The following is a 22,096-nucleotide window of genomic DNA, read 5'->3' as shown; positions in this document are numbered from 1 at the left end:
GAACGAACAACAGAAACCTATGAAAAAATAGATCTCTGCAAGACTGACCAGGGTTAGCGTGCGGATACATCTGAGTGCTACCCAAGGATAAAGGTTAGGTAAAAAAAGAAAAAGTACGATAAACCGCCAAGGCTACTTGGCGGTTTTCGGTTCTTTACATTTTACTACAGTATAAACGATCTGAATCTGACCATAATAATAAAGGTGTATATACACTATCTTATTAGGAGATTGATGTTTATGTTTAGGAAGAGGAAGAGTACAGGGATAGGAAATCGAGTGGAAAGAAGCACAAGTCAGAAAAATATTCCTATTACACTAGAGGTTCTCCGTGAACGCATAGACAATATGGACGACGCTAAAATAATCGAACATCAAACTCAAAACAATAAGTTATTTGTATTAATATACGTAGGAACATTGATTGATGATGCAAGGGTAAATGAAGCTGTAATTGAACCTTTACAGGGCTGCGTTAATGAAAAGATTTCAGATTGTATTTCTGTCTCAGAAATTACAGATATTTCAACGTTGAAAGAGGCTGAAAAGAAATTGATGCTTGGATCAGTCCTTATTTTTGACACCATTGAAAATCAATTATTTGCTGTCAATCTTAAAAATACAACGGGACGTGGGATAGAAACCTCTGAAACAGAAACAATTCTTTATGGTGCCAAAGACAGCTTCACTGAAAACTTAGAACAGAATATTACATTGATTCGTAGAAGACTCCCATTGACATCCTTAAAATCAGAGAAATTTACGGTAGGATCACAAACTGAAACAAAGATTATTTTAATGTATATTGAGGGTTTAACAAATCCCGATTTTATTTCTATTGCCAGGGAAAAAATAGAGAGTATTGACTATGATCAGATTCTTGACTCCTCCCAATTAGCAGCGTTTATGGAAGATCATAACCACAGTATGTTTCCACAGTTTCAACAGACTGACCGTCCTGATGTATGTGCTTTCGCATTGGGCGCTGGAAAAGTTACCATTCTGGTGGATAATACACCTTTTGCCCTGAATGCCCCGATCAGCTTTTTCCATTTGTTTCAATCACCTGAGGATTATATTAATCGCTGGATCGTAGCAAGCTTCTTGAGGATCTTAAGGTATTTTAGTTTCGTGCTCTCCTTGCTGATGGTTCCAATATATGTTGCTTTAACGACACATCATTATCAGATGATTCCTTTACAAATTTTATTCGTCCTTGTGGATACGAGAAGTCGATTGCCACTGACTCCATTTTGGGAATCGCTTCTTATGTTGCTGACACTTGAAGTCATAAAAGAAGCAAGTCTAAGAATGCCTACCAAATCTGGTCAAATGTTAGGTGTCATCGGTGGTATCGTCGTTGGACAAGCTAGTGTAGAAGCAGGGTTCGCCAGTCAGGTTTTGATCGTTATTGTTGGTATTTCTGCTATCGCTTCATTTCTAGTGCCAAATTACTTGATTAACAAAGCGAACACATTGATTCAGTTTATAATATTGATCCTTGCTTCTTTTCTTGGAATAATGGGTATTTTCATGGGTATCATTTTACTTTTTGTCCATTTAAATGCACTGACTTCCTTAAGACAACCATACCTTGCACCAGTTGCTCCTTTTTATGGAAAAGATTGGCTTGATTTATTTATCCGTGGACCATTAGTTTGGATGAAAACAAGACCAGAGGCTCTCCATCCATTGCAGAAATGGCGTTATAGCCGAAGGAGATGATACCTTGAGTGGATTTTCATTGTTTGAGAAAACCTCTTCGTTTAACGGTGTTTATATCACCTTGATGGTGAACAGAATGCAAATGTTATATTTTGTGATCATCATGCCCGTATTTCTTATATATCCCTACATGATTTGGATTATTATCATCGTAGGATTATTATCACAAATCAATATTTTCATGTTATCGAAATGGTTCAATTCCAATTACGCATCTAGGGGGTACGAAGGATTTGCGGAACTTTTTGGTGAACGGTCAGTACGGTTACTATCGTTCATCGGATTGGGATTTATATTATTAAAACTAACAGTAATAACCCTCGGATATGTAGAAGTAACACAACATTTCATCTTTCCTTCCCTGAATACGAATTGGATGATTCTATTCATTTTGCTTATTTGCTGGTATGTTTGTTCACATGGAATGACCCCTACCATACGATTCGTCGTCATTGCTTTTTTAAGTACAGCGTGGATGTTTTTGTTATTATTCAACTTCCTCTTTCAACCTTTTAATTCTATACATGATCTATTTCCGTTATTACCATATGAATGGACAATGAAATCATGGAAAGCTGTTGTATTTATTTTTTCAGCTTTATCTGGGCCTGAATATTTGGTTTTACTTGCACCCTGGTTTAATACGAGAAAAAAAGTCCTTAAATACATGACAATTGGAAACGTATTCACCATTTTTGAATACGTGTTTCTGTTTATTGCATCTTTGTTCTTTTTCGGACCACATTATTTGGAAGAAAACAGATTTCCGATGATGGAAATGATGCGTTACCTGGAATCTCCAGTGTTTGAACGAATTGATATGATTTTAATCTCCGTTTATTTAGTGAACTTTGTATTCGCCATTTCTATCTTTATGTTACTTTTTTATGGTGCAACTCGCATCGCTCTGAAAAGAACAAAAGATCAGACAACTAAATCAGGGTTTGCCGTTTGCTGTAGTATTGTATCCATTTGTTTATTCATTAATAATGAGTTGTTGTGGAAAAAGGCAACGAATCAAAATATTTTGTTAGAGCTGGAAATTTGGGCAGGTGCACTCACTTACTTATTAATACCATTATTTCTGTTCATTTCTTTAAGGCGAAAGGGCCGTGTCTAGATATGAATCATAAACATGCCAAAATAATTTTCGTTATTTTTGTTAATATAATCGTTTTATTTGGTTGTTCGCCTATTGTAGAAAAAAATCTTGTTGAAGAAATTGCACCTGTAACTTTTTGGTCGATTCAGAAAGGGGAGGATGAGAACTTTAGAATGAGCACTTTGATACCTCCCCTTGTAAAAGAAAAGAAACGTCTTTTGTCTGTTCAAGTCGATTTGTTAAAAGAAGGTGTTAAGGGTTTCAATTTAAAGTATTATAGAGAATTAAAAGTAGGACAACTCCGAATGCTATTAATCAGTGATGAAATTGCAGCAGAGGGGATCAGTCCATTGATTGATACTATTTTGACAGATCCAGATATTTCTAAACGTATGTACCTGGTCATTGTAAAAGGGGATTTTGATGAGTACATCAACAGTCAACTGGGAGTACAGGAAGACCTGGATTATTTTCTCTATCGAATGCTCAAGCATTACGATAATCAAGGTAAGATGACTGTAGTAAATTTGCATGAATTTATGAAAGCTCTTCATTCACCAACCCATTCTCCCGTATTGCCTGTATTTGAAGCGGGTAATGAAAATTTCCAATATCAAGGTACTGGCATTTTTAAAAATGACAAATTGATTGAAACCACAAACAACCTGGAAGAGCAAATATTTCAGCTTCTCGACAATGATCATTTTTTAAAGTATTTAACGATCCGTGATCTATCTTTTGTTCTGGGCCATGTAAAAGCAGATGTCCAATTGAATATAGATAAGGCATATTCTGAGCTCAAGCTCAACGTCCAATTGAACGGAAGGCTTGACGAAGTGGGTCGGGAATATGATTTGCTCACCCGGGAGAAACTTTCAAGTTTTGAGTCGGAAATTGAATCGTATTTGGAAAAACAGACTACCGAGTTTTTAAAAAAGCTTCAAGAGAATAAAGTTGACCCTTTACAAGTTGGAAAGTATACCTTGGGACCTTTCTCAAAACCTCTTGATGAAAAAGAATGGTCAGACAAATGGGGGCGGATGGAGGTCAAAGTAGATTATGATCTTAAACTCCAACCACTGACAGATATCAAAAACGATTAATCCATCTCAGGTAAGCGAACGAAAACAAATGCGCTCCGCGACTAGAAATGGAAACCATCTAACCGATTAAGAGAGTGATTCAGCAAAAAAGGTTCCGGTCATCAAAATTCGATGATCGGAACCTTTTTTACTATTTTCGGCAAGTTATTTCCCAGTACCTTTTATTGCATAAAAATAAGAATACCGAGAAGTGTATGGTCAGCTTGCCAAATTTCATTGGGATAACCGGCTCTGCGATGGATTAAATCAAAATGGTTTTTAGTTGAATAAGAAGTTAACGATTAGCGATCACAATACATAACCTGATGAATACTTTAATAATTCCAGCATTTATTATGTTCAGGGGAATAGATTTAACCAAAGAAAAAGCAAGTCCTCCGTCAATGTTTTACCAAGCACAAGAAAAACAGCGGTTCATATATAGTTAATATTGATTCAAATCAGGTGAAGGGGGTTGGATTTGATGTTGCCTATGGAAAAATATTTCGGTAAGTTTGAACTTGTTCATTCATTTTATGGCGCTATGCCTACAGGGGTTACGGTGTCAGAAACCAGCCGTATTTTCGTCTGCTTTCCCAGATGGGGAGATGACGTGAAATTTACAGTGGCGGAGATTGCGGAGGGTCAATTACAGCCCTATCCAAATTTAGAAATTAATTTACCTAACCCGGCAAACGTTGCTATGTCCTTTATTAGTGTCCAAAGTGTAGTGGCTGATGGAAGAGGCACACTTTGGATACTGGATACAGCAGCACCCAATTTCTCTGAACCAATTATAGGGGGAGCAAAACTGGTCGCTGTTGATTTAAAAACAAATACAATCAGAAAGGTATATACTTTTACAGAAGAAGTAATCCTGCCAACCACCTATTTGAATGATGTTCGTTTTGATTTTCGGGTAGGAAAAGCAGGTTATGCCTATATCACAGATTCATCCTCCAATGGTCCAGGGGGGATCATTGTGGTGAATTTAGAAACTGGATACGCCTACAGACGGTTAAGTGGAACCCCACCTACATCACCCGATCCGTATATTTTGCCAAAAGTAGAAGGTAACATACTGATGAATCGAAATAAAGACGGCTCCAATTCTCCCTTCCGACTGGCCTCTGACGGTCTTGCAATATCTGTGGATGGTAAGACATTATTTTTTTGTCCATTAACTAGCCGACAATTGTTCTCTATTTCAACAGAATCCCTGAGAGACAGAACCATACCGGAGGAGGACTTACTTTCCCGGGTGGAGTATTGGGGAGAAAAAGGGGCATCTGACGGAATGATCACTGGAGCAAAAGGAAGCGTCTATGCAGGAGATTACGAAAACAACAGCATACGAAAGATCATGCCGAACGGAAACATGGAAACCATTGCACATGACCCGCGAATTTTATGGCCGGATACGCTATCGATTGGCCCGGATCAATACTTATATATCATTGTGAACCAATTACATCGGCAGGCCCGGTTTCATTATGGAAGGGACCTGCGGGAAAAGCCATATAGTTTACTTCGCATAAACATCGATGAATTACCTGCTCCTGCATTCTGGTAATAGATAAGGAACAGTTTAACTGGTAAACTGTTCCTTAAATGATCTATTGTGTTGGTAAATCCAAGGCGGTCTTCATGTTTGTCAGGTTCTGTTGGATTTGCTCCTTAGTATCCCAAGCGTGATACCATCCCTTTTCCACTGCATAACCCGAAACTTGTTCATGCATTTCTATGGCTTCGTCCAAATGCCGTGTTAACATTTCTTTGACTTCAGGTGTTCCTGCTTCTGTAACAGCCATGGCGTAATTTCTAACTCCACTTTTTGCAGCAATTAATAAATCCATCGCGATAATTTGGTCGGAAAGGGCATCCATTCCTGTTAAGTTTTCAATGATTGTATTCAATTTTACTCATCTCCTAACGATTGCTTTGCCTTAGATAAAACAGAAGTATATTCGTTTAATTGTTTAGTGGAACGATCAATGTCCTGCTGCATAATTTCTTTTAGCCTCGGATCACTAACCAGTGCTTTCATTGTTTTAGATTTTGTTAAACAATTTGTTTTAAAAGCAGCCATTTCTTGAACCTCAAGAATTTCATGTAGGGCATAATTCATGTTTTATCCTCCTTCCTCAAGGCTTTAAGATGACTTTTATACAATCATCCGTTTTGGTGTCAAAAATCTCATAGCCGCGCTTCGCTTCACTGAGTGGCAAGACATGGCTAATTACATCTCCAGGATCAATCTTTCCTTTAGAAACCAGTTCAAACATATAAGGCATATAGTGAATAACAGGTGCTTGCCCTGAACGGATGTTTACATTGCGGTTCATAATGTCTCCAAATGGGAAACCGTTATATTTCCCCGCATAAACACCCGTTACCTGGATAGTGCCACCTTTCCGGACGGCCTGGGTCGCCATGATAAATGCACCAAATGCACCACTCTGAAGTTTTAGTCCACTGGCAAGAAACTCCATATCGGTCATTTTTGCGTCCATACCAACAGCATCAATGACTACATCAGCACCTCCTTGGTAATCTCCTTCAAGTATTCTCCACAATTTTTATGATCCTCAAAGTTCACAATTTCAACTTTGTTTGTCCGTTTCGCATGCTGCAGGCGATAATTCACATAATCGACTGCAATCACCCGCTTTGCCCCTTTTAGCCAGCAAAACTTTTGTGCAAAAAGCCCCACAGGACCGCACCCCAAAACAATGACGGTATCCCCGCCTTTTACGCCAGCATTATCAACACTCCAAAAAGCAGTGGTCATTGCATCTGCAATAACCGTCAACTTTTCATCAGGCTCCTCGCAGGTCTCCGGGATTTTAAAATGAGTAAAGTTTGCATAAGGAACTCTTAAATATTCTGCTTGCCCGCCTGGGTAACCACCAGTTGTTCCGGAATATCCAAAATAGGCTCCCATATCTCCATTATCATTTGAATTGTCGCATTGACTTTCCAAATTGTCTTTACAGTAACGGCATTCACCGCAAGCAATGTTAAATGGGATGATTACACGGTCTCCCTTTTTTAGGTTAGTTACTTCAGGACCAACCTCTTCAACGATCCCCATCGGTTCATGTCCAATGACATAGTTCTCTTGCAGGTTAGGGATCATACCATGAATTAAATGCAAATCAGAACCACATATAGCAGTACTGGTTACTTTGATAATCATGTCATCCGGCTTTTGAATCTTTGGGTCTGGCACTTCTTTCACTACAACATTTTTGATCCCTTGATACGTTACCGCCTTCATATTATAAAACCTCCAGTATTAATTTTCATCAGGTGTCCGATCGAACATACCTTTTCGATTGGTCTCAATGGGAAACAGGTTCATTTTGCCAATCTTAATCGTATTGTTGGCCGAAAGCTGATCCAATTTAAACTGTTCAGTTAATTCATATGGATGGAACCATTTTTTCTTAATCATCAACTCAGTTATTTCCTGATGCATCGCTATGCCCTGTTTCAATTGTTTTTTAAATGCAGCACGAACATTAGGTGATGAAGATTCAGTTAAGGCTACAGATATGTTTCGAACACTTTCTTTGGCACGAATTAGAAAGTCCATAGCAAAAGTGGTGTCAGCTAGCTCAGGCATATGCAGCGAGTTTATTGGGTCCAAATAATCATTATTCAATGTCTGGTTCCCTCCTTTCCATCAATGATGGGGGTTGGTCGATTTTGAGGAACAGGAGCCTGAAAAGGTGCTCGTTCATAGAGGGACTGCAATTCAGTCAGATCTTGTATCGATTGTTCAACATCTTTTTTCATTAAATTTCTAAGATCATCATCGAAAACCAGTCCTTGCATTAATTTAGACTTAGCAATACAAAGCGTTTTAAAGTTAATAGCTTCATGTAAGTCTAAAGCTTCGTGGTCCGCTAATACTTTCTGTGGATCCATTTTTAATTCCACTCCTTTATATTGTAAATACAATAGTATTGTTCCAAAAATAGGATCAAGTATGCTTTTTAATATTTCCCAAAAAAGACCATATTTTTATATTATTTAGAGTCTGGGTATTAATTTGATTTCATCCGGGTATGGAAACTTTCTTCTGAAATATAATACGGGCCTATTTTAAGTTTTAAATATCATACTGCATCAATTAAAACAGGAAGACACATGGGAAAGAAAGCGCAAAAAATGGGGTCAAGTATGGGCGGCATGATGTAATCCTCCTCCTGAACGTATTGAAACAAGAGGGGGGTGAGGTTGCTAACTTTGCCTATATTACCTAAATGAATATCACTCGTTAGAAAAGCCCTTTTGTAAGTTCACTGAATTTACAAAAGGGCTTTTCTTCTATATTTGCTAATAATATTCTTCTTTACGGACACGATAAGACAAAGAGGTTGTCAGATGGATCCTTCCTATTTCTTCGTAAGGAGGAAGGAAAATAAAGTGCCGGCCTATTCCACGGAAAGCGAAGGAATGGGTCGGCACAGTTTTTAAATTTTCGTTATGTTTATGGATTTGTTGACCACATGCCAGCTGTTTTAATGAAAACACGCGGGTTTAATTTAAGCTGTGCGACCATCAGTTCAGCAAGATCTTCTGGCTGCATTACATTTTCAGGGTTGCCACTAATAAGATTTGTTTCGATTGCTAAATCAGTAGCAACTGTACTTGGCGTTAGTGCCGTAACGCGAATGTTATGCTTTCTTACTTCAAGCATAAGTGATTCCGTTAATCCAAGAACGGCAAATTTAGAAGCACTGTACGCGCTCGTTACTGGAGCTCCCTTTTGACCAGCAGATGAAGAAACGTTGATGATGTCTCCTGCTTTTCTTTCAATCATATCTGGAAGAACGGCTCTAGTAGTATTATAAACACCCATTAGGTTAACATTTATAATATTTTCCCATTCTCTTGCTGAAAGTTCGAGGAATCCTCCAAACTTAGCAATTCCAGCGTTGTTGATTAGAATGTCAATTTGGCCTAATTCAGATTTGATTTGATCTGCTGCTTGCTGAACAGCTTCAAGGTCAGTAACATCTGCAACAGCAACAGAAGCTTTAACACCCAGTTCTTTCACTTCTGCTGCTACTTTTTCAAGATTAGCGAGTGTTGTACCGACTAATCCAACATTGATTCCTTCTTTCGCAAAGGCAATGGCAGTTGCTCGGCCGATACCTCTTCCTGCTCCAGTAATCAACGCATTTTTTTCATTTAATGTAATCATCTTATTGCTCCTTATCCGACCAATTTTTAACCCATGCTATTATAGTCATTTTCAGCTAAAAAGCTGAATAGAAAGACCGAGAAGTTAATTAGAGAACTTTCGGTCTTTCTGTTCAGTATAAATATTATAATTACTCAAGGTTAGCATGCTTCCCGTACATGGTATTAGAATCAAGACCTTTTTTCTCCATGAAGCGTAAAATAACTGCATCAAAGAATAGTAAAAGGGTTTGTTCGAAAAGTGACCCCATTGGCTGTATGGTTTTATAATCATTCGTCGATTTATCCTTAGGAGAGCCAGGTAATTTAATGACTAGATCCGCTAATTCTCCAATTGTAGACTCAGGGAAGATGGTCACTGCAATAACTGTTCCACCTAAGCTTTTCGCTTTTTCAGCCATTGAGACTAAGCTTTTTGTTTCTCCTGAGCCGGATGCGATGATAAGAATATTATCTTTTTCCAGGTTAGCTGTAACCGTTTCACCGACAACATAAGCATCTAATCCCATATGCATCATGCGCATCACGAAGGATTTACCCATGAAACCAGATCTTCCTGCACCTGCTACAAAGATTTTCTTTGCTTCAAGAATTTGGTTGACAAGCTGTTCAGCTTGTTCATCAGATAGTAAGTCTGCTGCTCGACTTAACTCATCAAGGATTTCGTTAAAATATCGAGTTGTCTGCATAATGAATGATTAACCTTGTTTGATTAGTTCTTGCATTTTAGCAGCTGCAGCTTTTTTGTTTTCTTGTCCAGTAATACCGCCACCAACGATTACTAGGTCTGGTTGAGCTTTGATTACTTCTGGAAGAGTTTCAAGCTTGATTCCACCTGCAACAGCTGTCTTTGCGTTTTTAACAACGCTTTTAATTGTTGCAAGGTCTTCGAAAGAGTTTTGGCCTTGAGCTTGAAGATCGTAACCAGTGTGAACGCAGATGTAGTCTACGCCAAGCTCATCAAGTTCTTTAGCACGAGTTGCAATGTCTTTTACAGCGATCATGTCAACAAGGATTTGTTTGCCTTGTTTTTTCGCTTCTTCAACTGCACCTTTGATTGATGCATCTTCAGCCGCACCAAGAATTGTGATGATGTCAGCGCCTGCAGCTGATGCTTGGCTTACTTCGTATCCAGCAGCATCCATAATTTTAAGGTCAGCTAATACTGCTAGGTTAGGGAATGCAGCTTTCATTTCTTTTACTGCTTTAAGTCCTTCGTTTATAACAACCGGAGTACCAATTTCAACTACGTCTACATGCTCTTCTATTTCTTTCACCAATTCAATGGCTTGTGGAATATTTACAAGGTCTAATGCTAGTTGTAATTTCATCTGTTCAACACTCCTAAAAATTTTTTGTTGCAAGTAGTAATATACCCTGATGGCTGATATTACTTTCAAAATAGGAACGCCAATTTTTCCTATCTCTGCACAGTTATCATTATAAGTACTATAATATTAATTTGTAAGTACGCACTTTTATTTTACATAGTGATAAAAAGTATACCATAGGTTATAATAAGGGTGGAGGTGAAACGAATGTCTCGGATGGAAGGAAAAATGTTTAATTGTGAGAAAGAATTGACCCTTTCAGTTATTGGCGGTAAGTGGAAAATGCTGATTTTATGGCATCTCGGAAAAGAAGGAACGAAGCGTTTTGGTGAATTAAAGGCACTAATGCCTGGAATTACGCAGCGTATGCTCGTGAACCAGCTGCGAGAGCTGGAGGAAGACCTGATCGTTGATCGAAAAGTATATCCTGTTGTTCCTCCTAAGGTTGAGTATTCACTGACAGAACAAGGCCAGAGCTTGATGCCGATTTTGGATTCGATGTATAAATGGGGTAAAAATTATATGGATATCAACAGGGATAGCGAAGATCGAAGAGAACCCATCAAATAACATCAAATAAACATAAGCATATGAACCTAAGCATGTATATCATTAACCGAACTGTTTATTAAATACCGTATGTGGCTGCTTTTTTTTAAAAGGCTGCTGCATGCGTTTTTTTATAATCCTTGAAGCGATGGGGGAATTTTTTGATTACCGAATTGCAATTTCCCATAATGGCGAATTGGAATGCCGTTTTTTATTAGTTCCTCTTCAAATGTAAAGCTGCAGCCAATTAAAAAACTGAAGTTTTTTCCTCTCCAAGCTTTCCATTTCGATACATGATCTTCCCAACTCAAGGACAAATTATAAGCCGAGTTGTTTGACTAAAGTACTGTGTGGATTGTAATAATATTTAAGCACCTTAAAGCATTTCTTATTTAAGGTCTTAAAATCAGTATTCTGCAAGGGAAAGGAAGTTTTTATGCCTACATTATTAGATTCGTTTCAAATTAAAGGACTTCAATTGAAAAATCGCATTGTGATGCCTCCAATGTGCCAGTATTCCGTAACGGAAAAGGACGGTAAGCCGAATGATTGGCATTTTTCACATTATACAAGCCGTGCGATTGGCGGCGCGGGACTGATCATCATGGAAATGACGGATGTAGACCCTGATGGAAGAATTACTGATTATGATCTTGGTCTCTGGTCAGATGATCAAATTCCAGCGTTCAAAAAAATCATTGAAACAAGCCAGGTTTACGGCGCAAAAGTAGGAATTCAAATTGCGCACGCTGGTCGTAAAGCCGAAGATGCAGCAGTACCTGTATCCTCATCAGCGATTCAATTTTCAGGGCAGTACAAGGAACCGCGTGAACTGTCTACTGTAGAAGTGGAAGAAATGGTTGGAAAGTTTGAAGCAGCATTTAAACGTGCGTTAAATGCTGGCGTTGATACAATTGAAATTCATGGTGCCCATGGTTACCTAATCCATCAATTCCAATCACCGCTGACAAATAAACGTACAGATAAATATGGTGAAGACAAGAGTTTATTCGGCGTAGAAATCATTAAAGCTGCTCGTCGAGTGATGCCTGAAGACATGCCGCTTCTCTTTAGAATTTCTGCAGTTGAGTACGCAGAAGGCGGTTATGATATGGACTATGTGATTGAATTGGCAAAGCGTTATAAAGAAGCTGGTGTTGATGTATTCCACGTTTCTTCCGGCGGGGAAGGAGAAAGTGGCCCTGCATCAAGCGGACCTGGATATCAGGTTGATTTATCTGAAGGAATTAGAAAAGCACTGAATGTACCAACCATTGCAGTAGGCAGAATGGAAGATCCTAAGCTAAGCGATGAGGTCATCCGTGAAGGCAAAGCGGATCTTGTTGCGGTTGGAAGAGGTATGCTGAGAAATCCTTACTGGGCGAATGAAGCGTCTCTTCAATTAGGAGGAGATCCGCTTACACCGGTTCCTCTGGCAGCAGCGTACAGTATACGATAAGAAATAATATGAAATTGAAGCTCCCTCAAGATATTGGAGGGAGCTTTTATATGGAAATTATTTGTATAGGTTCTGTTAACTAAGCCAGTTGATTACCGGTTCAGGTATTTACTTTCTGCAAGCGATCCAAAGCTCCTCTCAATTTTTGCTTGTGGAGTCTCGCATTTCTAATTTACATAACTAGAACAAATCCTCTCTAAAAACCTCTTTGCGTACGTTTTATTACCTTATTGTTTATTCATCTCTTCACACAGTATATTTTTTCGCACTATGTTCTTTTTTTATAACTAAATGTATATAAAGTGCGTACTTACACAAATGAAATATACGTATTATACTTACTCTCACACAAGTAATTGTTGAATTTGGGAATGCTGATACCTATCTATGAAGAAAACGATGGGAAAAAGATTTTCAAAAGACGAAACTCTTTTAAATATTGTGCTGAAAAATATCAAGCGGGGGAATGCAAAGTGGAGTCAATGTCATTTATATTGTTTGGGGCTACTGGGGATCTAGCAAAAAGAAAAATATTCCCAGCTTTATATAATTTATTTCTTGATAAGAAAATGCCAGAGGCCTATTCCATTATTGGATTAGGAAGATCATCTTTATCTCATGATGAATTTCAAACCCATGTTGAAGAGTCGCTTAAGACATTTTCAAGACGAACTGTAAGGGGCAACGATAAATTTAATGCGTTTATAAAAGCATTCCGTTATCAACAGATGGATGTTACAAAGCCTGAAGCCTATAAAAATTTGCTTACTTTTATTAAGCAAAGAGAGGAAGAATTAAATCTTACTGAAAACCGGCTCTTTTATTTATCGGTTGCTCCTGAATTTTTTGATGATATTGCCTTAAATATTAAGGAAAGCGGCTTAGGAACAACGAAGGGCTGCAAACGTCTAATTATTGAAAAACCGTTCGGTCATAATTTGGAGTCTGCTCGCGATCTTAATACTAAATTAAGCAGAGCATTTAAAGAAGATGAAATTTACCGTATTGATCATTTTCTTGGAAAACCAATGGTTCAAAACCTTGAAACCCTGGAATTCGCAAACCCGGTACTTCAAGCGATTTGGAATAAAGAGTATATTGCCAGTGTGCAAATTACAGCAAGTGAAATCGTAGGTGTGGAAGATCGGGCAGGTTATTACGACCAGGCTGGTGCAATCCGTGATATGGTACAAAATCACATGCTTCAAATGCTTATGATGACAGCCATGCATTTGCCAGAGAAAATCAGTGCAGATGATATTCGCGAAGAGAAAAGAAAAGTGATGGAAGCCTTACGTTTATTATCGATAGAAGAGGTCGGAGCTAACATCATACGCGGTCAATATGATGCAGGAGAAATTAAAGGTGAGCCTGTTGTTAAATATTCAGAAGAGCCAGGAGTTGATGCTTCTTCTACAAATGATACATTTGTTGCGGCACGCTTATGGATAGACAATGATTTCTGGAAAGGTGTACCTTTCTACATCCGTACAGGAAAGAGAATGAAAGAAAAATCAACGCGTATCGTCATCGAATTTAAAAACACATTAAAGGATCTTTACCAAACAGAAGATCAAAAGACTGCACCGAATTTATTAGTCGTTCATATAAGTCCGAATGAAGGAGTTTCCTTCCAGTTAAACAGTAGAAACCCATTGAAAAATGGCATGATTGAACCTGTAACAGCTGATTTTTCACCGGTTACAAAAGAAGTGCCTGAAGCCTATGAAATATTACTGTTTGATGCCTTGCAAGGCGATTCCACATTTTTTGCGCATTGGAATGAGGTCGAGCTATCGTGGAAATGGGCACAGCCGGTATTGGAAGCATTCGAAGAAAATAGCATTCCGCTTTATTCATACAAGGCGGGATCAATGGGACCTGAAGCATCAGAAAAACTGCTTCAAGAAGAAGGCTTTCACTGGTGGTGAAAAATGTTTTTTTACCTTGTAAGATTAAGATATTTGAGAAAAACAAGTGAATATAAATAGGTTTATTTTAGGAGGCAGTCAAGATGAAAGTTGGATTAATTGGATTAGGAAAAATGGGATTAAATTTAGGTCAAAATTTAATAGATAATAAACATGAAGTAATTGCATTTGATGTGAATCCAAATGCAGTTTCAGAAATGGAAAACATTGGAGCAACTGGTACGTCAAGATTAAAGGAGCTTGTAGAATCACTTGAAACACCACGTGTTCTATGGATTATGGTTCCGCATGCTGTCGTTGATTCCGTACTTACTGAAGTAAAACCATTATTAAGTAAAGGCGACATTGTGATCGAAGCTGGTAATTCGCACTATAAAGAGTCGATTCGCAGATACAATGAGCTAAAGGAAATCGGCGTGAGCTTTATGGATGCAGGAACATCCGGCGGTATGGAAGGAGCGCGCAATGGTGCATGCTATATGATCGGCGGCGATCCGGAAGCTTGGAGTGTTGTGGAAACAATTTTTAAAGATACTGCGGTCGAAAAAGGATATTTATATGCTGGAAAAGCGGGAAGCGGACACTTCTTGAAAATGGTTCATAACGGAATCGAATATGGGATGATGGCAGCTATTGGAGAAGGGTTTGAAGTACTGGAAAAAAGTGAGTTTGATTTTGATTATGAAAAAGTCGCCAGCGTTTGGAACAACGGATCCGTTATCCGTTCATGGCTCATGGAACTGACTGAAAACGCGTTTTCTAAAGATGCCAAATTAGACGATATTAAAGGTGTCATGCATTCTTCCGGTGAAGGGAAATGGACTGTTGAAACTGCACTTGATCTGCAAGCAGCAACCCCTGTTATCGCGATGTCATTATTGATGCGTTATCGTTCATTGGACAATGACACCTTTACTGGAAAAGTAGTCGCTGCATTGCGCAACGAATTTGGCGGACATGCAGTAGAAAAAAGCGGGAAATAGCAGCAGCAAAAAATTCAGACATGAAACTTCAGTAATAACACTGGAGCTTCTAAATGAAAGGGGTATGGAAAATGTCTATTTCGTTTGATTATTCAAATGCATTGTCATTTATGAAAAAAAGTGAGGTAGAGAATCTAAGTGAGTTTGTAACAGTCGCTCACAATATGCTTCATGAAAAAAAGGGGCCGGGCTCTGATTTTCTTGGCTGGGTGGATCTTCCTTTTAACTACGATAAAGATGAATTTGCACGAATTAAACAAGCCGCTGACAGAATAAAAAGTAATTCTGATGCGCTTATTGTGATTGGGATTGGCGGTTCTTATTTAGGTGCAAGATCTGCCATTGAAGCGTTATCCCATACATTTCATAATCAAATGAGTGATAAAACGCAGGTTTATTTTGCCGGACAAAATATCAGCTCAACGTATATCTCTCATTTATTTGAGCTATTAGAAGGCAAGGATATCTCTGTTAATGTGATTTCTAAATCAGGAACAACGACTGAGCCGGCTCTTGCATTCCGTATTTTCCGCGAGTACATGGAGAAAAAATACGAAAAAGAAGAAGCAAAAAAACGTATTTTTGCAACAACTGACCGTGAAAAAGGAGCGCTAAAAAATCTTGCTGATAAAGAAGGGTACGAAACCTTTGTCATCCCCGATGATGTAGGCGGACGTTACTCAGTGCTAACACCAGTAGGACTTTTGCCTATAGCTGTAGCAGGTCTTAATATTGATCAAATGATAGCAGGGGCAGAAGCGGCTGCCCGCAAATACAACAACTCAGATCTATCAACAAATGAAAGCTATCAGTACGCTGCTGTTCGAAATGTTCTTCACAGAAAAGGAAAAGACATCGAGCTCCTTGTTAACTATGAGCCATCTCTACATTACATTTCAGAATGGTGGAAGCAGCTGTTTGGAGAAAGTGAAGGAAAAGATCAGAAAGGGCTATTCCCTGCTTCTGTTGATTTTTCAACTGATTTACATTCAATGGGTCAGTATGTACAAGAAGGCAAGCGCAACCTGATTGAAACCGTTCTGCAGGTGAAGAAGCCCCGTATTGAAGTTACGATACAGGAGGATCCCGAAAACATTGATGGATTAAACTTTTTAGCTGGTAAAACAATGAATGAAGTGAATAATAAAGCGTTTCAGGGAACGTTGCTTGCCCATATTGATGGAGAAGTGCCAAATCTCGTCATTGAATTTGATGAAATGAATGAATTCACGTACGGAGAAATGGTCTACTTTTTCGAAAAGGCTTGTGCCATAAGTGGGCACTTGCTCAGTGTAAATCCATTTGATCAGCCTGGAGTAGAGGCGTACAAGAAAAATATGTTTGCTTTGCTTGGAAAACCTGGATTTGAAGCTGAAAAAGCAGTATTAATGGATCGGCTGTCTAAATAAACGTGATAGAACCTTGTCATGATTATTAGTATACTTTATATACTTACTATAATTATATATAGTATAAGCAATAATATTGTGTATGTTATGATTTCGATGTTATAGTTGTACTTACATTATAAGAGTGCTGCAAATGTTATTGATGAGGATTAGTGCTCATTTTTTTGAAGAGGAGAATAAAACTTATGAATCGTTTTACAATACCTAGAGACGTATTTTATGGAGAAGGATCGATTGAAGCACTGAAAGATCTTGAAGGTCAAAAAGCTACGATCGTTATCGGTGGAGAATCGATTAAAAAATCAGGCTATCTTAATAAAATTGAATCGAATCTAAAAGAAGCTGGCTTTGAAATTCAGCTGATTGAAGGAGTAGAAACCGATCCTTCTGTTACTACCGTTGTAAACGGAGCGAAAAAAATGGAAGAATTTCAGCCAGACTGGATTGTCGGGGTAGGCGGAGGTTCTCCCATAGACGCAGCAAAAGCGATGTGGGTTCTGTATGAAAACCCAGAGCTGACATTTGAACAAATTAAAGCACCGAACCCCCTTCCTGTATTACGCAAGAAAGCACGCTTCGCCGCGCTTTCCACAACAAGCGGAACGGGTACGGATGTGTCGCCGTTCTCGGTTATCACAGATCGTGACAAAGACGTAAAATATCCAGTTTTCGGCTATGAAATCACACCGGACATCGCGATTGTCGATCCAGAGTTAACCTATTCAATGCCGCCAAACATTGTAGCATACACAGGAATGGATACAATCACGCATGGTATTGAAGCTTACGTATCCCTCGCGCATAACCCGTTTACCGATCCATTGGCTATGCAGTCTGTCAAAATGGTCGTGGACAACGTAGAAAAATCATACGCAGGCGATAAGGAAGCAAGAGGAGAAATGCATTATGCCCAAGCGATCGCTGGCATGGCCTTCTCAAACGGCTTTTTAGGAATTGTTCACAGTTTGGCGCATAAGAGCGGTGCGATCTTCGGTATTCCTCACGGTTTAGCGAATGCTCTTTACCTGCCATACGTGATTGACTTTAACAAAAAAGCAGACGACTCCCGTTTTGCAGAAATCGCAAGAATGCTTGGACTTAAAGGAAACACGGAGGGTGAATTGACAGATGCCCTAACCGAAGAAATTCGCCGCTTGAACCGTGCAATGGACATTCCATTAACGCTTGAAGAATTCGGGATTGATCAAAAAGAATTCGAAAATAATCTGGATAAAATGGCAGCAGGGGCAGTTGAAGACCCTTGTACACCAGCTAATCCACGTGAAGTAACAGCAGAAGATCTGAAAAAGATTTATATTGCTGCCTTTAACGGTGATAAAGTTGATTTCTAATCGAACATGAGTAGAACTGTCCCATACGTCGTGCATATTGGACTGGCGTACGGGGCAGTTTTTTGAATTTTAGGAACAAATTGGAAGAATTTTCCGATATTCTAAAAAGACAATCTTGTAAATTCACTAAAATCGATATTCAAAGCGGAAGCTCTTTTAAATGTGTAGAAGAATTAAAACAGCTGGTAGCCGATCTGAATATTCCGCAGCCCTTGAAGGGAGTTGATATTCCCGAGAGTGCTTAAGAGGCGTTTGCAGATGATGGTGTTAAGCAGGAGGAGATTTTGGCGCGATCGAAATGTTTTTATTGAATAAAGTCGGTAGGTTGAGATATTAGATTTCAAATTTAACAAAGGATTTCTCCTGAAAAGGTCTTTTAGAAGTTTTCAACTTATAAAAGACCTTTTTTCTGTGATTATGTATGGAATTTCTTCTAAGTAGTTGTGAGGAATGTGAAATGACTACTTAGATAGTGTTTAAGACATGAATTGTCAATCTCTATCAGTAACTTTAAAAGGAATTTGGTTGAAAAGATATTATCCAAAGCCAAAACGGTTTTTTACGATTACATAATAGGGTCAAGTGATAAAAGCACCGAATAGCTGGTTCGTATGGAAGTTTGTTTATTTGAATTTTGACTGTTAGTACTAATTCGGACTGTTAGCGCGAATTCTATTGAAATTTTGATAAAATCTATAATAAATTTAATATTATAGTTCGATTTCTATTTATCCAGACCTTATAACTACATAATATTTACATATTTTTAAACATCAATTACTAGGTAGTTAAATAGATTTTTTAAAAAGGGGATATAAAGTGGGTAAATACTCTAGAGAAATAAAACAAACTCTTTCAGATACAGGTATGGTTTACAAATTTACAATAAAAGATGACTGTTTTATCCACACATTCTGTGATGGAGAATTGTTATATAAACTAGGTTTCGAACCCAGAGATATAGTGGGTAAAACGTTGTTTGATTTTTATCCGGCAGACTATGCTGCTGAGAAATTGGAATATTATAAAATAGCATGGGGTGGGGAACCTTGTGTTTTTGAAAGTTACATAGCTGGTTTTAGTTATATTTGTACACTAAGGCCAGTTTTTCACAAAGGAAAAGTAATAGAGGTGATTGGTACCAGTATTAATATTTCAGATAGAAAAGTTCTCGAAGAAGAATCTCAACAAATAGAAAATTTATCTCGAACAGTACTTGAAACAATGTCAGAAGGTATATTTCTTGAAGAGAAAAATAGCCAAGATAATAATATTAAAGTAACTGCATTAAACAAAAATGTAGAATTACAATTCGGAATTAAATCTGGATATTATAATGAAGATACTTTACTAGACATGGGGATAGAATTTATTAATGAAGAAGGAATACCTTTATCTTACTGGGATTTGCCAGGAATTATTACGATGAAATTGGGGATTTCTTTCAACAACTTTATAATGGGGAAAATGAATAAAAATGAGGGGATGCGCTGGTACTCAGTAAATTCAAAACCATTTAACAATCCTCTGGAAAATAGAAAAGGAACCCTTGTATCTTTTAAAGATATTACAGATCAAAAGGAACAAGAGATTAAATTAATTGAAGCACATGAGTACAAAAAATCACTACTCAATACCTTAAATAGTGGAGTATTTGTTACTAATAGACGACGAGAAATAACTGCAATCAATAGCTCCATGCTTAGAATGTTATGTTTAGATGGAAATTCTAATCAATATATCGGAACATACGCCCCAAGTCTTTTTTTTATATTTAAAAGACCAGAAGTTTTTTTAAAATTTCTTAATTCTATTAGCGAAACCAAACAATCCACAGTAATTGAACTAGAAACTGAGAACAATAAGATTCTTGAATGTAAATATTTCCCTTTATTTATTCACGGTGATTTTATTGGGAACACCTTCGAATTAATTGACATTACTGAACACAAGAAGATGGAGATTGCTATCAATAAATCTAAAGAAGTGGCTGAAAAAGCAAATAAAGCTAAGTCTGACTTTTTATCGAAAATGAGTCATGAGTTAAGAACACCATTGAACGGAATACTGGGTTTTGCTCAACTTCTCGAATTGGAAAAAGGATTTGATGAAAACCACCAAGATTCCATTCAAGAAATATTAAAAGCCGGAAGACATTTATTAAAACTAATAAATGACATTTTGGATTTATCAAGAATTGAAAATGGAAATTTACAAGTTAATACAGAAGAAATATACTTCGATATCATTTTAGAAGATTGTATTAAATTACTCAGACCAATAGCGAATAAAAATAATGTTACTATTTTAAACCAAACCGATGCATATAAAAATATTTCAATTAAGGGAGATGCTATTCGTTTAAAACAAGTATTTTTGAATTTGCTAGATAACGCAATTAAATATAATAGACCTAATGGAAAGGTCTATATTACTTGTAATCTAGCAAAAAACTACGTTGTATTTCGAATAAAGGATACTGGACAAGGTATTCCATTAGAATTGCAAAAAAAAGTATTTGACCCGTTTATACGCCTAAGTACTGCTGAAGAAGGTACAGGTATAGGACTTTCTATTACAGAGCAGCTCATAAAGTCAATGGGTGGTAAAATAGGGGTGAGTAGTTCAGAGATAATAGGATGTGAATTTTGGTTTTGTCTGCCGATTTCTAATCAAACAAATAAACAACCACATGAACCTAAAGAAATAAATGATAAGGTTTTATATAATAAAATTCCTAATGCATTTCAAATTCTTTATATTGAGGACAATGAACCGAATCGTCGATTAATAGAAGTAAACCTATATGGAGAACCTTCACTATCATTATGATCTGCAGTTAATGGGATGGAAGGTCTCAGGTTAATTAACAAAAATGAACGTAAACCAGATATTATCTTACTGGATATTAATCTACCTGATATAGATGGTTATTAATTAATAAGGAGAATACGTCAAAATAATAATACACAGAATATTCCTGTGGTAGTTTTAGTGCAAATACCATGATGGATGAAAGGAAATATGCATTAGATAAAGGGGTCATAGAGTATTTGACAGTACCTATTGATGTTCAGGAGTTATTATTATCTATATTGTACAGTATCCTAAAACATTAGCTTAATGGGTCATTAAGGGGAGAAAATAAGTGAGATTGCTAATTGCGGAGGATGATTTAACTTCTAGGAAATTAATAAAAAATTTAATTGATAGGTTTACTGATTATAAAATTGTAGCCGAAGCAACTAATGGTGAAGAATTAATTAAAATGGTTATAAGAGAGAAACCAGATGTAACATTAGTTGATATAGGTTTGCCATTGTTAAATGGAATGGATGCTATTAAATCGTGTAAGGAAATAATCCCTGATTTACATGTGATTTTTATTACTGGTAATGATGAATACGCAATAGAAGCATTTAATATAAATGCAGCAGACTATATTATTAAACCAATACAGGTTCCTAGATTACTTAAATCACTCGAAAGAGTGAAAAATTCAAATTTATCAGATTGTAATAAAAAGAAAGACATAATGATTAAGCATAACAACAGTTATATCTTTATTCCAAAGGGAGAAATCATGTTTATAGTAAGAAAAGAGCGTAAGTCTGTCATACATTCCAAGAAGGGCCAATACGAAACTAACGAACCATTATCTAACCTTGAAAAAAAATTAGACCAACGGTTTCTGACATCACATCGCTCAAATATAATTAACATGGACTTGCTTGATAAAATAGAAGCAGTAGGACATATGTATATTGCTTGCTTCAAAAATTATAAAGAAAAAGCTAAAATAACAAAAAGCAAATTTCATTTTGTCCAATTATATAAAGCATCAAAATAAAACTCAGTAATTTTTACTGAGTTTTTATTTTGATGAATTTTTGATCGAGTAATTAAAAAGGGTGTATGAAATCACTATAAAGGTGTTGGAAAACGATTAAATTATGTCT

20 protein-coding genes and 1 pseudogene are annotated in these 22,096 nt (G+C 37.3%); 12 read left to right on the top strand and 9 right to left on the bottom strand.

Features of this window, described 5'->3' with window-relative positions; translation table 11 throughout:
- Positions 1-240: 240 nt before the first annotated feature.
- The 4 genes from E2R51_RS15315 (at position 241) to E2R51_RS15295 (ending at position 5,482) form a co-directional block, all read left to right on the top strand.
- Positions 241-1,725, top strand: coding sequence for a spore germination protein (locus tag E2R51_RS15315; protein ID WP_133378037.1), 1,485 nt, complete (start codon positions 241-243; stop codon positions 1,723-1,725).
- Between the two features lie 4 nt (positions 1,726-1,729).
- Positions 1,730-2,845, top strand: coding sequence for a GerAB/ArcD/ProY family transporter (locus E2R51_RS15310; RefSeq protein WP_133377958.1), 1,116 nt, complete (start codon positions 1,730-1,732; stop codon positions 2,843-2,845).
- 2 nt (positions 2,846-2,847) lie between these two features.
- On the top strand, positions 2,848-3,930 hold the full coding sequence (locus tag E2R51_RS15305; RefSeq protein ID WP_133377957.1) for a Ger(x)C family spore germination protein: 1,083 nt from the start codon (positions 2,848-2,850) through the stop codon (positions 3,928-3,930).
- A gap of 463 nt (positions 3,931-4,393) precedes the next feature.
- Positions 4,394-5,482: an L-dopachrome tautomerase-related protein gene (locus tag E2R51_RS15295; protein ID WP_483299949.1), complete on the top strand. Its 1,089-nt coding sequence runs from the start codon at positions 4,394-4,396 to the stop codon at positions 5,480-5,482.
- Positions 5,483-5,525: 43 nt separating this feature from the next.
- On the opposite strand, the gene E2R51_RS15290 is transcribed toward E2R51_RS15295, so the two are convergent.
- The 8 genes and pseudogenes from E2R51_RS15290 to hxlA form a co-directional block, all read right to left on the bottom strand.
- Complete coding sequence (locus E2R51_RS15290; RefSeq protein WP_133377955.1) at positions 5,526-5,825, bottom strand: spore coat protein; 300 nt, start codon at positions 5,823-5,825, stop codon at positions 5,526-5,528.
- Between the two features lie 2 nt (positions 5,826-5,827).
- Complete coding sequence (locus tag E2R51_RS15285; RefSeq protein ID WP_133377954.1) at positions 5,828-6,037, bottom strand: hypothetical protein; 210 nt, start codon at positions 6,035-6,037, stop codon at positions 5,828-5,830.
- Positions 6,038-6,053: 16 nt separating this feature from the next.
- Positions 6,054-7,189: pseudogene (locus E2R51_RS15280) on the bottom strand (zinc-dependent alcohol dehydrogenase).
- Between the two features lie 18 nt (positions 7,190-7,207).
- Entirely contained in the window at positions 7,208-7,576 is a 369-nt protein-coding gene (locus E2R51_RS15275; RefSeq protein WP_133377953.1) for a spore coat protein, read from the bottom strand.
- Positions 7,573-7,842 (bottom strand): spore gernimation protein GerQ, encoded by a 270-nt coding sequence (locus E2R51_RS15270; protein WP_133377952.1) that lies wholly within the window; start codon positions 7,840-7,842, stop codon positions 7,573-7,575. The genes E2R51_RS15275 and E2R51_RS15270 overlap by 4 nt, the downstream gene beginning before the upstream one ends.
- Before the next feature lie 565 nt (positions 7,843-8,407).
- The gene (locus E2R51_RS15265; RefSeq protein WP_133377951.1) at positions 8,408-9,124 is read right to left on the bottom strand and encodes a 3-ketoacyl-ACP reductase; all 717 of its coding nucleotides are present in this window, start codon (positions 9,122-9,124) and stop codon (positions 8,408-8,410) included.
- 130 nt (positions 9,125-9,254) lie between these two features.
- The gene (gene hxlB / locus E2R51_RS15260) at positions 9,255-9,812 is read right to left on the bottom strand and encodes a 6-phospho-3-hexuloisomerase (protein ID WP_133377950.1); all 558 of its coding nucleotides are present in this window, start codon (positions 9,810-9,812) and stop codon (positions 9,255-9,257) included.
- Positions 9,813-9,821: 9 nt separating this feature from the next.
- Positions 9,822-10,454, bottom strand: coding sequence for a 3-hexulose-6-phosphate synthase (gene hxlA / locus E2R51_RS15255; RefSeq protein ID WP_133377949.1), 633 nt, complete (start codon positions 10,452-10,454; stop codon positions 9,822-9,824).
- Between the two features lie 207 nt (positions 10,455-10,661).
- Here hxlA and hxlR point away from each other — a divergent pair, with 207 nt between their 5' ends.
- Complete coding sequence (gene hxlR, locus E2R51_RS15250) at positions 10,662-11,024, top strand: transcriptional activator HxlR (protein WP_133377948.1); 363 nt, start codon at positions 10,662-10,664, stop codon at positions 11,022-11,024.
- A gap of 110 nt (positions 11,025-11,134) precedes the next feature.
- On the opposite strand, the gene E2R51_RS20030 is transcribed toward hxlR, so the two are convergent.
- Positions 11,135-11,314 carry a D-glutamate cyclase family protein gene (locus E2R51_RS20030; RefSeq protein ID WP_240733100.1) on the bottom strand — a complete coding sequence of 60 codons (180 nt, stop codon included), beginning with the start codon at positions 11,312-11,314 and terminating at the stop codon, positions 11,135-11,137.
- Positions 11,315-11,439: 125 nt separating this feature from the next.
- Here E2R51_RS20030 and E2R51_RS15240 point away from each other — a divergent pair, with 125 nt between their 5' ends.
- The 7 genes from E2R51_RS15240 (at position 11,440) to E2R51_RS15205 (ending at position 21,987) form a co-directional block, all read left to right on the top strand.
- Positions 11,440-12,462: an NADH:flavin oxidoreductase/NADH oxidase gene (locus tag E2R51_RS15240; RefSeq protein ID WP_133377947.1), complete on the top strand. Its 1,023-nt coding sequence runs from the start codon at positions 11,440-11,442 to the stop codon at positions 12,460-12,462.
- A 473-nt stretch (positions 12,463-12,935) separates the two neighbouring features.
- On the top strand, positions 12,936-14,393 hold the full coding sequence (gene zwf, locus E2R51_RS15235) for a glucose-6-phosphate dehydrogenase (RefSeq protein ID WP_133377946.1): 1,458 nt from the start codon (positions 12,936-12,938) through the stop codon (positions 14,391-14,393).
- A gap of 83 nt (positions 14,394-14,476) precedes the next feature.
- On the top strand, positions 14,477-15,376 hold the full coding sequence (gene gnd, locus E2R51_RS15230) for a phosphogluconate dehydrogenase (NAD(+)-dependent, decarboxylating) (RefSeq protein ID WP_133377945.1): 900 nt from the start codon (positions 14,477-14,479) through the stop codon (positions 15,374-15,376).
- A gap of 71 nt (positions 15,377-15,447) precedes the next feature.
- Positions 15,448-16,785 (top strand): glucose-6-phosphate isomerase, encoded by a 1,338-nt coding sequence (locus E2R51_RS15225; protein WP_133377944.1) that lies wholly within the window; start codon positions 15,448-15,450, stop codon positions 16,783-16,785.
- A gap of 185 nt (positions 16,786-16,970) precedes the next feature.
- Positions 16,971-18,137, top strand: coding sequence for an iron-containing alcohol dehydrogenase (locus E2R51_RS15220; protein ID WP_133377943.1), 1,167 nt, complete (start codon positions 16,971-16,973; stop codon positions 18,135-18,137).
- Between the two features lie 819 nt (positions 18,138-18,956).
- Positions 18,957-20,969: a PAS domain-containing sensor histidine kinase gene (locus tag E2R51_RS15215; protein WP_133377942.1), complete on the top strand. Its 2,013-nt coding sequence runs from the start codon at positions 18,957-18,959 to the stop codon at positions 20,967-20,969.
- 316 nt (positions 20,970-21,285) lie between these two features.
- The gene (locus tag E2R51_RS15205; protein ID WP_133377940.1) at positions 21,286-21,987 is read left to right on the top strand and encodes a LytR/AlgR family response regulator transcription factor; all 702 of its coding nucleotides are present in this window, start codon (positions 21,286-21,288) and stop codon (positions 21,985-21,987) included.
- Positions 21,988-22,096 lie beyond the last annotated feature (109 nt).

Origin of the sequence: Jeotgalibacillus sp. S-D1 (assembly GCF_004358665.1) — a bacterium.
Classification (GTDB): Bacteria; Bacillota; Bacilli; order Bacillales; family Jeotgalibacillaceae; genus Jeotgalibacillus.
Note: the sequence above shows the minus strand (reverse complement) of the source record. Positions and strands in the feature narration are given on the sequence as shown.

Bases quoted from the DNA above. Each gene is read 5' to 3' on its own strand.
- E2R51_RS15315 (WP_133378037.1), top strand. From the start codon at position 241: ATGTTTAGGAAGAGGAAGAGTACAGGGATAGGAAATCGAGTGGAAAGA.
- E2R51_RS15305 (WP_133377957.1), top strand. From the start codon at position 2,848: ATGAATCATAAACATGCCAAAATAATTTTCGTTATTTTTGTTAATATA.
- E2R51_RS15295 (WP_483299949.1), top strand. From the start codon at position 4,394: ATGTTGCCTATGGAAAAATATTTCGGTAAGTTTGAACTTGTTCATTCA.
- E2R51_RS15285 (WP_133377954.1), bottom strand. From the start codon at position 6,037: ATGAATTATGCCCTACATGAAATTCTTGAGGTTCAAGAAATGGCTGCT.
- E2R51_RS15270 (WP_133377952.1), bottom strand. From the start codon at position 7,842: ATGGATCCACAGAAAGTATTAGCGGACCACGAAGCTTTAGACTTACAT.
- E2R51_RS15265 (WP_133377951.1), bottom strand. From the start codon at position 9,124: ATGATTACATTAAATGAAAAAAATGCGTTGATTACTGGAGCAGGAAGA.
- hxlB (WP_133377950.1), bottom strand. From the start codon at position 9,812: ATGCAGACAACTCGATATTTTAACGAAATCCTTGATGAGTTAAGTCGA.
- hxlA (WP_133377949.1), bottom strand. From the start codon at position 10,454: ATGAAATTACAACTAGCATTAGACCTTGTAAATATTCCACAAGCCATT.
- hxlR (WP_133377948.1), top strand. From the start codon at position 10,662: ATGTCTCGGATGGAAGGAAAAATGTTTAATTGTGAGAAAGAATTGACC.
- E2R51_RS15240 (WP_133377947.1), top strand. From the start codon at position 11,440: ATGCCTACATTATTAGATTCGTTTCAAATTAAAGGACTTCAATTGAAA.
- gnd (WP_133377945.1), top strand. From the start codon at position 14,477: ATGAAAGTTGGATTAATTGGATTAGGAAAAATGGGATTAAATTTAGGT.
- E2R51_RS15225 (WP_133377944.1), top strand. From the start codon at position 15,448: ATGTCTATTTCGTTTGATTATTCAAATGCATTGTCATTTATGAAAAAA.
- E2R51_RS15220 (WP_133377943.1), top strand. From the start codon at position 16,971: ATGAATCGTTTTACAATACCTAGAGACGTATTTTATGGAGAAGGATCG.